This window comes from Pseudomonas sp. S3_G06, from assembly GCF_054667565.1.
Window position 1 is genome coordinate 2,265,691 of the sequence record NZ_CP162738.1, and the last position, 12,357, is coordinate 2,278,047.

Annotated in this window: 11 protein-coding genes; 10 read left to right on the forward strand and 1 reads right to left on the reverse strand. The window is 58.3% G+C overall.

Features of this window, described 5'->3' with window-relative positions; genetic code table 11:
- Positions 1-240: 240 nt before the first annotated feature.
- The 10 genes from AB4N47_RS10200 (at position 241) to AB4N47_RS10245 (ending at position 10,937) form a co-directional block, all read left to right on the forward strand.
- Entirely contained in the window at positions 241-1,875 is a 1,635-nt protein-coding gene (locus AB4N47_RS10200) for a methyl-accepting chemotaxis protein (RefSeq protein ID WP_071172404.1), read from the forward strand.
- A gap of 230 nt (positions 1,876-2,105) precedes the next feature.
- Complete coding sequence (pnuC, locus tag AB4N47_RS10205; protein WP_341637569.1) at positions 2,106-2,669, forward strand: nicotinamide riboside transporter PnuC; 564 nt, start codon at positions 2,106-2,108, stop codon at positions 2,667-2,669.
- Positions 2,666-3,190, forward strand: a complete 525-nt coding sequence (locus AB4N47_RS10210) for an AAA family ATPase (RefSeq protein ID WP_341637570.1) — start codon at positions 2,666-2,668, stop codon at positions 3,188-3,190. Before pnuC ends, AB4N47_RS10210 begins: the two co-directional genes overlap by 4 nt.
- Positions 3,191-3,523: 333 nt before the next feature.
- The gene (locus tag AB4N47_RS10215; protein WP_024012918.1) at positions 3,524-3,973 is read left to right on the forward strand and encodes a hypothetical protein; all 450 of its coding nucleotides are present in this window, start codon (positions 3,524-3,526) and stop codon (positions 3,971-3,973) included.
- A 1-nt stretch (position 3,974) separates the two neighbouring features.
- Positions 3,975-4,547, forward strand: a complete 573-nt coding sequence (locus AB4N47_RS10220; RefSeq protein ID WP_341637571.1) for an adhesin — start codon at positions 3,975-3,977, stop codon at positions 4,545-4,547.
- Between the two features lie 73 nt (positions 4,548-4,620).
- On the forward strand, positions 4,621-5,604 hold the full coding sequence (locus tag AB4N47_RS10225; protein ID WP_341637572.1) for a heme utilization protein: 984 nt from the start codon (positions 4,621-4,623) through the stop codon (positions 5,602-5,604).
- A 66-nt stretch (positions 5,605-5,670) separates the two neighbouring features.
- A complete protein-coding gene (locus AB4N47_RS10230) occupies positions 5,671-6,351 on the forward strand; it encodes a C39 family peptidase (RefSeq protein ID WP_024012915.1) in 681 nt (226 codons plus the stop codon).
- Between the two features lie 43 nt (positions 6,352-6,394).
- A complete protein-coding gene (locus AB4N47_RS10235; protein ID WP_073474520.1) occupies positions 6,395-7,141 on the forward strand; it encodes a hypothetical protein in 747 nt (248 codons plus the stop codon).
- A 45-nt stretch (positions 7,142-7,186) separates the two neighbouring features.
- Positions 7,187-8,500, forward strand: coding sequence for a hypothetical protein (locus AB4N47_RS10240; RefSeq protein WP_341637573.1), 1,314 nt, complete (start codon positions 7,187-7,189; stop codon positions 8,498-8,500).
- Between the two features lie 232 nt (positions 8,501-8,732).
- Positions 8,733-10,937, forward strand: coding sequence for a hypothetical protein (locus AB4N47_RS10245; protein ID WP_341637574.1), 2,205 nt, complete (start codon positions 8,733-8,735; stop codon positions 10,935-10,937).
- A gap of 35 nt (positions 10,938-10,972) precedes the next feature.
- Here the strand turns inward: AB4N47_RS10245 and AB4N47_RS10250 are convergent, their stop codons facing one another.
- The gene (locus tag AB4N47_RS10250; RefSeq protein WP_016774678.1) at positions 10,973-12,298 is read right to left on the reverse strand and encodes a sigma-54 dependent transcriptional regulator; all 1,326 of its coding nucleotides are present in this window, start codon (positions 12,296-12,298) and stop codon (positions 10,973-10,975) included.
- Between the last annotated feature and the right edge of the window lie 59 nt (positions 12,299-12,357).

Genomic DNA, 12,357 nt, shown 5'->3' on the forward strand with positions numbered 1-12,357 from the left:
GCGTAGCCGGTAAAAGCTGTAGCGATTGCGCGCGCACAGGATCCACACGAAACGGTAAAAATTCCGTGAAATATCAAAACCGGATTCAGGTTTTTGCGCGCGGGGCCGAAATCCTAACAGACAAGCCTTAATAGCGCTCCCCGCGTTAGGCGGCTCAAGTCGCACAATCGCAAGCCCACAGCGGTGGCTGGATGCTGGCGATCGTTTATTACAAGAACAAGAATCCGGAGTGACAGCGTTATGAACAGCTTGCGCAGTGTGTCGATCAGCCGACGCTTGTGGCTCATCTTGATCGTGGCGGTGGTCATGTTGCTGACCTTGGGCGTGCTGATGCTCAAGCAGATCCACGACGACCTCTACCACGCCAAGGCGCAGAAAACCCAGCACGTGGTGCAGACCGCCAGTGGCCTGCTGACTTATTACCACGGCCTGGAAACCGCCGGCACCCTGACCAGGGATGCCGCGCAAAAGCAGGCGCTGACCGCGATCCGTGGCCTGCGCTACGACCAGAGCGACTACTTCTGGATCAACGACCTCACGCCCGTGATGGTCATGCACCCGACCAATCCCAAGCTCGAAGGCCAGAATCTTTCGGCGATCCGCGACCCGGACGGCTTTGCGGTGTTCAACGAGATGGTCGCCATTGCCAAGGCCAAAGGCGCGGGCATGGTCAATTATCGCTGGCCGAAACCGGGGGCGACCGACCCTGTCGCCAAGACCTCGTATGTGAAGCTGTTTGAGCCGTGGGGCTGGGTGATCGGTTCCGGTGTGTACGTCGACGATGTTCAGGCGGAATTTCAGGGACAAATGATCAAGGCGTCGGCGATCGGCCTGGCGATTGCGCTGATCATGGCGCTGCTGGTGATCCTGATCGCACGCAGCATCGTCCGTCCGTTGCAAGAAACCGTGAATGCCATGGCCAACATCGCCAGCGGCGAAAGCGACCTGACCCGCAGCCTCGATACCCACGGCAAGGATGAGGTCACCGAACTGGCCCATCACTTCAATGCGTTCACGGCCAAGTTGCGCCGAGTGATTGGTGATCTGCAGGTCTCGGCCAGCGCTTTGGGCCAGTCTTCCAGCGAGCTTGGCAACGATGCCTCGCAAGCGCAGCAGCGCAGTCAGCAGCAATCGCAGCAGATGGAACTGGTCGCCACGGCGATCAACGAAGTCACCTACGGCGTGCAGGACGTGGCGAAAAACGCCGAACACGCCGCCGCCGAAATGCGTGATGCCGAAGCGCAGGCGCAACAGGGGCAGATCAACATTGACGGCAGCCTGCAACAGATCGACAAGCTCTCCGGCACGATCGATCAGGCGGTGGAAGTGATCCGCACCCTGGCGGCGGAGAGCACGCAGATTGGCAGCGTGCTGGAAGTGATTCGCTCGATTGCCGAGCAGACCAATCTGTTGGCCTTGAACGCGGCGATTGAAGCGGCGCGTGCGGGTGAACAGGGTCGCGGGTTCGCCGTGGTGGCCGATGAGGTGCGCTTGCTGGCTCAGCGTACGCAGAAATCGACGGCGGAGATTCAGTCGATGATCGAGCGTTTGCAGAATCACTCGGAGGCTGCGGTGAAGGTGATCGGCGACAGCAGCAAGGCCTCGCAATTGACCATCGAACAGGCGGGACTGGCCGGGGCGAGCCTTAATGCAATTGGCCAGGCGTTGCGTAATCTCAACGGCCTGAATGCGTCGATTGCCAGCGCTACCTTGCAACAGGCGCAGGTGGTGGAGGACATCAACCAGAACGTGACCCAGGCGGCCGGGCTTTCCCATAGCACCGCGTTGGCGGCTGAACAGTCGAGTGCAGCCAGTCTGCGGCTTGGGCAACTGAGCGAACAGCTCAACGGGTTGCTGCGCCAGTTCCGGGTCTGACCGGTCACCGAGGTGAGCCCACCCCTCACCCCAGCCCTCTCCCCGAGGAGAGGGAGCAGATCATTGCGCATTTCATGATCTGCGTTCGACGCGATATTCCAGGTCGGCGTACCTCGACCAAACAACGCGGTCAGTTCCCTCTCCCTCCGGGAGAGGGTTAGGGTGAGGGGCTTTTGACCTGACTAATGCAGTACAATCCGCCCCCTTCTCAACTCCCCCAAGGATCCGCCATGTCCGGGCTTGAACTGTTTGCCGCTGCCCTCGGTGTCATCGCCGTGTGGCTGACGGTCAAGCAGAATCCGTGGTGCTGGCCGATCGGGCTGGTCATGGTGTTGCTCTACAGCTGGATCTTCTTTGAGGTGAAGCTGTATTCGGACATGTTGCTGCAAGTGATCTACGCCGCGCTGCAGATCTACGGCTGGTGGCAATGGACCCGCGCCGGGACGATGCATGACGGTCGCCAGGTTACCCGCCTCGATGCACGCTCGATTCTGCTCGGCCTTGGTATTGGAGCGATCGGCAGCGTATTACTGGGCGCGGCGATGGCGCACTGGACCGACGCCGCACAGCCGTGGCTCGATGCCGCGCTCACTGGTTTCAGTCTGGTCGCGCAACTGTGGATGGCGCAGAAACGCCTGCAATGCTGGGCGTTGTGGTTCGTCCTCGATGTGATCTTTGTCGGCCTGTTCATCTATAAAGGCCTCTATCTGACTGCCGGCCTGTATGCGCTGTTTACCCTGCTCGCGGTGCAAGGCTGGCGGGAATGGCGTGCCGATCCGGCGTTGCGCACATGAAAGTCGTTGTTCTCACCGGCCCGGAATCCACCGGCAAGAGTTGGCTGGCGGCAGGGTTGGAGCAGCGTTTCGGCGGCGTGCGCGTTGATGAATATGTTCGTCGGTTCATCGAAGACAACCCGCGCGACACTTGCCTCGCGGATATCCCTGATATCGCCCGGGGCCAGTTGCAATGGGAAGATCAGGCACGCGCGAAACAACCCGAACTGCTGATTCTCGACACCCATCTGCTCAGCAACATCCTCTGGAGCCAGACCCTGTTCGGCGACTGCCCGACCTGGCTGGAAATTGAGTTGTTGGCACGTCACTACGACCTGCACCTGCTGCTATCGCCGCAACAGGTCGACTGGGCCGAAGACGGCCAGCGCTGCCAACCGGATCTTTCGGATCGCATGGCATTTTTCGAAGCCACCCGCGCCTGGTTGATTGAGCATCAACAGCCGTTGCAAGTTATCGAGGGCAATTGGGCCGAACGCCAAGCGCAAGCCTTTGCAGCGGTGGAGCTTTTGCTGTCCGAATAACCTACCACGCCGGGCATATCGGGCAGATCTGTCCGTTTTTGAAACACTCCTAACCGCGCCAAGCCCCCATCCAAACGCTGTTCATCACTCCGTCACGTCACCTGTTACGCCGATGAAACACATCGGCGCAAACCCTTGTTCCAGAGCTTTCCGACGTCAAGTACCGTTCAAGCACCCCTGCATGTGTCTCAGCGCTGAAACAGTACCCGCTTCAAGCATTCCTCGAAAACACCCAACCCGTTGAAATAACGGGACAATTCAAAACCGGCACAGCTTTCGCTCTCTCCTTCACAACGCTGAATAACCCAGCCCACTGAAGAAGGAATTGCAGCCGTGGGGAATTTCAATAAAAGCCTGACCTGCCTACTGCTGATCGGATCAGCCGCCAGCGCACTGATCAGTGTCAGCGCCCAGGCCGAAGGCAATGGAGTGATCGTCCTCAACCGCGACGTTCAGCCAATCCCGATCGGCCGCAACGGCGGCAAAGACCCCTATCCGACCACAGTCAACGCCAACCCTTCGGCGCGGATCAACCAGACCCTCAGCAGTACCGAACTCACTGACGGTGATTTCGCCAGCGTCGCCAGCGGCTCTTCGATTCGCGGCAACATGACCACGCCCAGTTCCAACCTGCCCGGCATGAACACCCTGACCAATCAGAACGGCCTGCCCGGTATGCGCACGGGTAGCGGCGGCGGTTCCGGTGCCTCGATCTCAAACACGGTCAACCGGGCGATGAGCACCGGCCTGGCGCCTTTGACTCGCATGGCCGGAGGCCAATGACATGAATCGCACCCTGCTGCTTCTCGCCCTGCTCGGCTGCACCAGCGCCATGGCCGATTCGGCTTCAGTCAACAAAGCAAATATCCAGGATTCCGGCGCTCAGTATCGCGGCAACTTCAACGTCAACCAGGCCGCCGGTGACCAGATGCAACAAGCCAACACCAAGGCGATTGCCATCGGCACCGAAGCCCATGCCACCACCAGCGTCAGGCAAACCATCGACACGCCCGCCAGCCGCGCCATCGACGCGAGCGCCAATATCGGCGGCAACTCTTTCAGCAATGGCAACGGCATCCTCAGTGTGAACCAGGGCGCCGGTGCCAACAACCAAATGGCCAACGTTACGCGCGTCAGCATCAGTGCCGGCCCGCAGAGCGTTGACGACAGCGCCCTTTCACAACAGAACGTGGCGTTTTTACCGAGCTCAGGAGCAACTGGTACCTCAATCGGCAGTCGCCAGGTCACGACCAGTGATCAGGCCTTCACCGGCAGCCGCGGGGTAATCCAGGTGAACCAGAGTGCCGGGGTGGGGAACCGAATGGCTAACACCCTGAGCATCCGGGTCGCAGACTGACCCAAACAAAAAGCAGTGCAATTAGAAAAGTCCCAACACTTAACCAACTAATAAGCACGACGGAGAAACAACCATGAAACCTACAATGGCTCTCAAACCACTGGTTTTCGCACTCGCAGCAGTGATGGCAATGGCAGCACAGGCCGACGGTCGTGGTAACGGGCATGGCAATGGACACGGCAACGGTCACGGCCAGCCACAAGGTCCGAATCTTGAACAACTGCTGCAGATCACCGCTGGCGCCGGCGCCGCTGTCCTCGACGCACAAAACAGCGACGGCAACGTGGTGAAAAACCAGGGCACCCTGAACAACGCCAATGCCAGCGACTCGCTCAACGGCTCCAACGGCAACATGGGCGCCAACGTCGCCGCCGGCGACGGCAACCAGCAGGACAACGCTGCTGCGCTGGCCACCGCTGACGAAAGTTTCATCTTCGGCAATGCTGTTGCCGCCTCGAGCGCGACTCAGGTGAACAACAACAACTACGTTAAAAACTCGTCCACCTTCAACAACGCCACGCTCAACAATGCAGGCAACAACGGTTCCGGCAACATCGGCATCAACGTGAGCTCGGGCAACTTCAACCAACAGAAAAACAACCTCGCCATCGCCGTTTCCGGTGGTCGTGTAGCGCAGGCTGCCGCCTCTGCCAACCAGTCCTCGACTGGCCTGGTCGTGGAAAACAAAGGCGTGCAGGCTTACAAAACCGACACCCTTACCGGCACTTATGCAGCCGCTGGCACATTCAAAGCCAAAGGTACTGCAACCATCGAGGACGACAACCACGGCGGTTGGGGCAACCGTGGCGGCGGCCATGGCGGCAACGATGATCAGAAAGCCAAGTTCGAAGCCGTGGGTACTTTTGGCCTCGCTGGCGTCACCACCCAACAAGTGCTGACCAAAGATGGCTGGAAAACTCCAGTCGTCAACAACGCCAACATGACCAACTCGATGAACAACTTCTCCGGCAACGGCGGAGCCAACGTCTCGGCGGGTGTGGGCAACCAACAAAGCAACTCGCTGTCCATCGCCGCAGGTTGCAAAGCCTGCATGTAATCGCGATCGAAACGAAAGCCCCGGCAACGGGGCTTTTTTCCCAGGTTCCACAAGGCGTATTCGATCATGCGGACTCCTGCCCTCCTCGCTCTGCTTTGTCTGTGCGGCCTGACTCAGGCGGCACAGATGCCCGTGGCCGCCCTGCCGGGTGGCGTGCTGGTCTACAAGGACGTGCAAAGCATTCGTGAGCGCAAGTTTGCCGACATCGTCGAACAGAAAACCGATTTCAGCTGCGGCGCTGCTGCACTGGCAACGGTTCTGCGCCAGGCCTATTGGCTCGACGTCGATGAGGAGCACATCATCAAAGGCATGCTGGTCAACGCTGACCAGGACCTGGTGCGAACCCAGGGTTTCTCCATGCTCGACATGAAGCGCTACGTAGAAAGCATCGGCATGCGCGCCCGTGGCTACCGGATCCCGCCCGAGAAACTCGAAGCGGTGACCATTCCGGTGGTGGTTCTGATGGACATTCGTGGCTACAAGCATTTCGTCGTCCTGCAGCGTTCGGACAAGGATTGGGTCTACATCGGTGACCCGGTTCTCGGCCACAAACGCTACAAGCACGACGACTTTGTCAAAGGTTGGAACGGCATTGTCTTTGCCATCGTCGGCCCCGGTTACGACAAGGCCAACGCCTTGCGCAGCCCTCCCGTGCCGCTGACGGCGAAGAACTCGCTGGACAGTTTCAACCCGGTCAAAGATGCGGAATTGATGGATTTCGGGTTCATTCAGAGCGACTTCTTTTAATCGCCGAGTTAGAGAATGGGACTGGATGTCCCGGGAGCAGCAGATGAAAAGCTCATACTGGCTGGCCGCCGCCTGCCTGGCAGCGAGTGCGTCAGGTTTAGCCCATGCCGGATTCAAACCCATCGAAATCAAGGACCAGGAGCTCGCCGAGCTGCGCGGTCGTTACGTCATGCCGGGGCGGATCATCAGCTTCGGCATTGTCATGAGCAGCACCTGGCGCAACGCCAGCGGCGATTTGATCGGGGCCGCGACCTCGATGCAGATCCAGGCTGCAACCGTCAAACCGGAATTCTATGTCTCGACCATCAAGGAGTCGGGCAACGGCAGCACCCCCACCTTGGGCACCGGCACTGTCATCGGTGGCGCCGGCCTCAACAGCAGCCAGGGTGTGACGCAAAGCGTACGCGCCGCCGGCGACGGCAATACCGCCAACAACAACGTCGCGATCAACGTCAGCGAAGCCAGTCAGGCCCCGGCACTGGTGCCGTCGCAGGGCCAGGCGCTCATCGCCGGGCAGACCATCAGCGGCAGCAACGGCGCCGGCAGTGTCGCGGTTTCGGCCAATGGCGGTGGCGTGCAAATGGCCATTCAGGCCAGCGGCAATCAAGGCACGGCGCTGCAACAGGTCGCCCAGGGCGGGCTGCTGCAGAACACCCGTTTGCTGGGCAGCGCCAACGTGGTCAACAACCTTACGCAACTCAACGTCGTACTTAACAATAACGGCAGAAGCGCCGGTGCACTGGATTGCAACCTGACCCAACTCGGGGCCCTACGCAATATCGGATATTGAACTACGCTGAGTCTCGATCATTGGGCTTAAAGGGACGGCTTATTCATGTATCGATCAGTATCACTGCGTGCTGCAGTGTGTTTGAGTACCCTTCTCCCGGCGGCAATGCTGCAAGCAGCACCCGACGCCGATGTAGAAGCCCTGAAACGGGAACTTCTGGAACTGAGACAACGATACGAACAACAACAACAAGCGCTGGCGGTACTTGAACAACGGGTCCGCCAGGTAGAAGAAACACCCGCCGCCCCACCGCCAAAACGGCTGGCCAAATCGCCGTCCGACATGAAAGGCAATCGCGTCGCCGGAGCCGCCACAGGCACCGGTGCGGCCGCTGCATCGGGAGGCGCCGCCGGGGGCAGTGGCGCTTCTTACGGTCAATCGCTGGCTGACGATTCGCAACCGGCGCAAAGTGTTTCCAACCTGTACGACGAGGCCAGCGGCTTTTTCGGTGGCGGCAAGTTCAGTTTCGAAACCGGTGTCACCTATTCACGCTATGACACCCGCCAGTTGATCCTGAACGGGTTCCTTGCGCTGGATTCGATCTTCCTGGGCAACATCAACCTCGACCGGATCAAGGCTGACACCTGGACCCTGGACCTCACCGGCCGCTACAACTTCGACAACCGCTGGCAGTTCGACCTGAACGTGCCGGTGGTGTATCGCGAGTCGACGTATCAGTCCGGCGGCGGCAACCAGGGCGCGGCTGGCGTAACAACAGAAGAAACCGTGACCAAGGATCCAACCATCGGCGACGTCAACTTCGGTATCGCCTACAAGTTCCTCGACGAGTCGGTCAACACCCCGGACGCCGTCGTCACCTTGCGCGTCAAGGCGCCGACCGGCAAAGACCCGTTCGGCATCAAACTGCGCCAGACCGACGCCAACTCCAACCTGTTCGTCCCCGACACCCTGCCCACCGGCAACGGCGTCTGGTCGATCACGCCGGGCATCTCGCTGGTCAAGACGTTTGACCCGGCGGTGCTGTTCGGCAGCCTCTCCTACACTCACAACCTGGAGGAGTCGTTTGACGACATCAGCTCTACGGTCAATCAGAAAAACCCGGGCAAAGTGCGCATCGGCGACAGCTTCCAGATCGGCGCCGGTATCGCCTTCGCGCTTAACGAGAAGATGAGTATGTCGTTCTCGGTCTCCGACCTGGTGCAACGCAAGAGCAAGCTGAAACAGGACGGCGGCGATTGGGAATCGGTGGTGTCCAGTGATGCCAACGCCGGTTACTTCAACGTCGGCATGACGATTGCTGCAACCGACAATCTGACGATCGTGCCGAACCTGTCGATCGGCATGACCGATGATGCGCCGGACTTTTCGTTCAGCCTGAAATTCCCGTATTACTTCTAAGCAAAAGCAAAAGATCGCAGCCTTCGGCGGCTCCTACAGTCTGGATTGAGTGAATCCATGTACGAGCCGCCGAAGGCTGCGATCTTTTGATCTTCAGGCTCTTTGCTCGCGACCATTCATCGGAAACAGGTCTGCACCTGTCAGATCTGACAGGTGCGCTTTTTGCCTAAATAACTTCTGATAGCTCGAGCGTCTGGTCGCCCGCGGCCAGCCCATATTCAGGAGCATCGCCATGGATATTCTTACCACCGCCAATTTGTATCCGCCCCGTATTCCCTCGGCCACCAACCTCGAAACGCCGGAGCATTATCACGGCGGCATCGCCATTGATTCCATTGAAAAGGGAGTATTGAAAATCGTCGTGGACGCCTGGCTGAACATGGCCCTTGACGATAAATGTGAGCTGTATTGGGATGACGATGATAACCCGGTGGATTTTACTGTAATCGATGATCTCAGCACTCAAAAAGTGGAGTTTTACGTCCCCGTCGGATTCATCACCAATGGCTCCGCCAAAGTGTTTTATCGAGTCACTCGTTTTCCTCAGGAACCGGTCAAATCCACTGAGCTACTGATGTGGGTGAAGCTCACCCGGCCCGCAGATGTTGACGACGACGGCGAACCGGGGCACTCCGGCCTCAGCTACACCTTGGTCCCGGATCCGTCGAACGGAGTCGATAGCGAGATGGCCAAGGGAGGGATCCGAATGTACATCGATCACTACCGATACATCGCCACCTACGACCAAATCATTGGCAAGTGGGGAGACCAGGTCGTGTTTTTCTATCCGGTGACGCAGCAGCAGATTGATGATCCGCACAACAATCGGATCTTCGTCACCTTCACCGAGGACGTCATCAGGAAACAGGGTAGCGGCCGCGATATACCGGTGTCCTTCCGCGTGGTTGACCGTGTAGGCAATCTAACTGACCCAAAAGATCCTTGGGCGCGGCTCACTGAAGTCCACGTCGACCTGAGCATCAGCCGCCTGCCAGCACCAACAATCTGGGTCAACAACCAAAACGTCACCACCATCGACCTGAAGGTGCTGGGCACGAGCGATGCTGCTGCCCGGGTGTACTTCACAGCCCCGGACTACCAGCCCGGTGACAAGGTTGTCTTGACCTGGGCTGGCACGACATCAGCGGGAGCGCCCGTCATCGTCGGTCCTTTGGAAAAAACCATCGACAGCGTGCCCGGCCACCACGACTTCCCGATCCCGAACGGCAAGATCGCAGCAATCGCCAACGGTTCGGCCAAGATCGACTATCAGCTGCTAAGCGCCAACGTGCCCGCGCGCCCGTCCAATAACGTTGTCGTCACGGTCACTGGCGAAGTCAGTCAGTTGAAACCGCCAACGGTTGTCGAGGCGCCGGATTACAAACTTGACCCGAACCGGCATCAGAATGGATTTACCGTGGTGTTTGACACCGCCGCGTTTGGCGCAAATCACGAGGTGAACCTGGAAATCGCCGGCAGACCCGGCGCCGGCTCAGTACCTCCCCAGCAAAAACCGGTGGCGGGACAGTCGAAAGTGCAATTCGACATTGATTTCTCCGTCACGGGGGCAAATCTGCAGCGCAGTGTGGAGTTGATATACAGCCTGATCGTTAATGGACAGCCGACGCCTGTGCAGAGTGTGACGTTGATGATTGGTGAGTTGCTGCAGTCGAGCATGCCAATGCCGAAGCTTGAGGGGTTTGATGACGAAGTGCTGGATGTTGGGTTGATCAAGGATGATACGAAGGTGCTGTGCGGAGCTTGGCCGTTTCAGTGCGCCGGGTGTCCGATTTGGTTGGAGTATGTGGAGACGTTTGCGGGTGGTGGGGAGCGGGTGAAGCGGCAGTTTGTGGGGGCAGCGAATGATCAGGGGGTGGGGTTAAGTTATCTGGCTGAGGTGGAGTGGTTGCGGGGGTGTAAGGCGGATTCGAGGTTGGTTGTTGTTTTGAAGGTGGGGTTGTATGCGGGGGCGGTTGAGAGTGAGGCGGTTGGGTGTCGGGTGAGGAGTTATGGGGTTAAGGCTGGGTTGGATGATTTGACTACGTTTGAGAACTATGACTGGAATCATTGGGCACAAAGTACTGATTACAGACTATCAAATATCGTTCTTTCTTCAGGCGAGTACTACTTGGAAACAATATTTGCGAGCGGGTACAAATTCGGCATATACCTTTCCAAATGCTTTCAAGGCATCGAGACGGGCACTCAGCTTGAATTCAGTTTCAACTTCAGATCAGCAGCTTCGACACAATGTTTTCTTGCTCAAAACAATGTAAGAGAGTATTTCGATTTACCTGCTAGCGGGTCATGGCAACCAATGACACTCCGCTTTCGCTCGGCGGCGTCCTCTACGCCGAAGACACTTATGCTGCTTATGTTCGGGAATGCAACCCAAAGTTTATCTATCAAAAACATTAGACTAAAAAAATATGATTAGAACTTTAATTATGGATTAGCGGCGGATTGAAACACTCACCTAATCTGATGCTTATGCAACAACCGATAAAAAGTAGGCCGCGAAACCCCTAAAACTTTCGCGGCCACACTCAAATTATCACTATGCCGATTCAACACATCACACAACGCTTGGCGTTCCGCTCGGGTCTTGTAATCCTCCAGCGTGCCCATCGGCGTGGCGATCGAATGCTGGCTGATCAACCCCAAGTCCCGCGCCTCGATCTGCCTCCCCTCCGCCAACACCAACCCGCGTCTGACCCGGTTGGCCAGCTCGCGCACATTCCCCGGCCAGTCGTGCTTGCCCATCGCGATCAGCGCATCCTCGCTAAAACTACGAGGCCGGCGCCCGGTTTCGTGGCTGTAGAAGTGCGAAAAGTGGTTGGCCAGCATCGACAGGTCGCCATGGCGTTCACGCAATGGCGCGGTCACCACTTGCAGAACGTTGAGCCGGTAATACAGGTCTTCACGAAAACGCTTCTTCTCGATTGCCGCTTCCAGGTCGACGTGGGTTGCGGCCAGAACGCGGACGTCCACCGGGATCGGCTGACTGCCGCCTACCCGCTCGATGTGTTTCTCCTGAAGAAAGCGCAGCAGATTGGCCTGGAGTTCCAGCGGCAGGTCGCCGATTTCATCGAGGAACAATGTGCCGCCATTGGCCGCTTCGATGCGTCCGACCTTGCGCTGATGAGCGCCAGTGAACGCGCCTTTCTCGTGACCAAACAGTTCGGATTGAATCAAATGTTCTGGAATTGCCCCGCAGTTGATCGCTACAAACGGTTTGTTGTGACGCTGGGATTGTCGGTGCAGGGTGCGCGCGACCAGCTCTTTGCCGGTGCCGCTTTCGCCGCGAATCAGCACGGGCGATTCGGTCGGGGCCAGTTTGCTCAACAGTTTGCGCAGTTCGCGGATCGGCTTGCTGTCGCCGAGCAGTTCGTGCTCCGGCTGATCAACATGGATTGTGCCCTGCCCGCGCAGGCGCGCCATGCCGAAGGCGCGGCCGAGGGTGACCTGGACGCGGGAGACGTCGAACGGCAAGGTGTGGAAGTCGAAGAACCATTCACAAACGAAGTCACCGACGTTCTGTAAGCGCAGGACTTCCTGATTGAGCACGGCAATCCATTCGGTGCCGCTGCGGCTGATCAGTTCTTTGACCGCTTCTGGACGTTCCAGGTGGTAAGGCTGCAAGCGTAGCAGGCCGACGTCACAGGCGCGGGATGCGGCGTTCTCCAGATTACAGCTGTCGACATCCCAACCGACGGCGCGCAATCCGGGCAACAGGCGATGGCAGTCGTCGCAGGGATCGACCACCAGTAAACGTCTCGACGCAGGCGCTTCGCTCATGACTGTTCCTTGGCGCCAAATTTGATAAATGATCGTAAAAACAGTCATTTGGCAGACCC

What these genes read in the sequence shown, in the direction of transcription:
- AB4N47_RS10230 (WP_024012915.1), top strand. Translation starts at nt 5,671, where the DNA reads ATGCGGACTCCTGCCCTCCTCGCTCTGCTTTGTCTGTGCGGCCTGACT.
- AB4N47_RS10250 (WP_016774678.1), bottom strand. Translation starts at nt 12,298, where the DNA reads ATGAGCGAAGCGCCTGCGTCGAGACGTTTACTGGTGGTCGATCCCTGC.
- pnuC (WP_341637569.1), top strand. Translation starts at nt 2,106, where the DNA reads ATGTCCGGGCTTGAACTGTTTGCCGCTGCCCTCGGTGTCATCGCCGTG.
- AB4N47_RS10210 (WP_341637570.1), top strand. Translation starts at nt 2,666, where the DNA reads ATGAAAGTCGTTGTTCTCACCGGCCCGGAATCCACCGGCAAGAGTTGG.
- AB4N47_RS10240 (WP_341637573.1), top strand. Translation starts at nt 7,187, where the DNA reads ATGTATCGATCAGTATCACTGCGTGCTGCAGTGTGTTTGAGTACCCTT.
- AB4N47_RS10245 (WP_341637574.1), top strand. Translation starts at nt 8,733, where the DNA reads ATGGATATTCTTACCACCGCCAATTTGTATCCGCCCCGTATTCCCTCG.
- AB4N47_RS10200 (WP_071172404.1), top strand. Translation starts at nt 241, where the DNA reads ATGAACAGCTTGCGCAGTGTGTCGATCAGCCGACGCTTGTGGCTCATC.
- AB4N47_RS10220 (WP_341637571.1), top strand. Translation starts at nt 3,975, where the DNA reads ATGAATCGCACCCTGCTGCTTCTCGCCCTGCTCGGCTGCACCAGCGCC.
- AB4N47_RS10235 (WP_073474520.1), top strand. Translation starts at nt 6,395, where the DNA reads ATGAAAAGCTCATACTGGCTGGCCGCCGCCTGCCTGGCAGCGAGTGCG.
- AB4N47_RS10225 (WP_341637572.1), top strand. Translation starts at nt 4,621, where the DNA reads ATGAAACCTACAATGGCTCTCAAACCACTGGTTTTCGCACTCGCAGCA.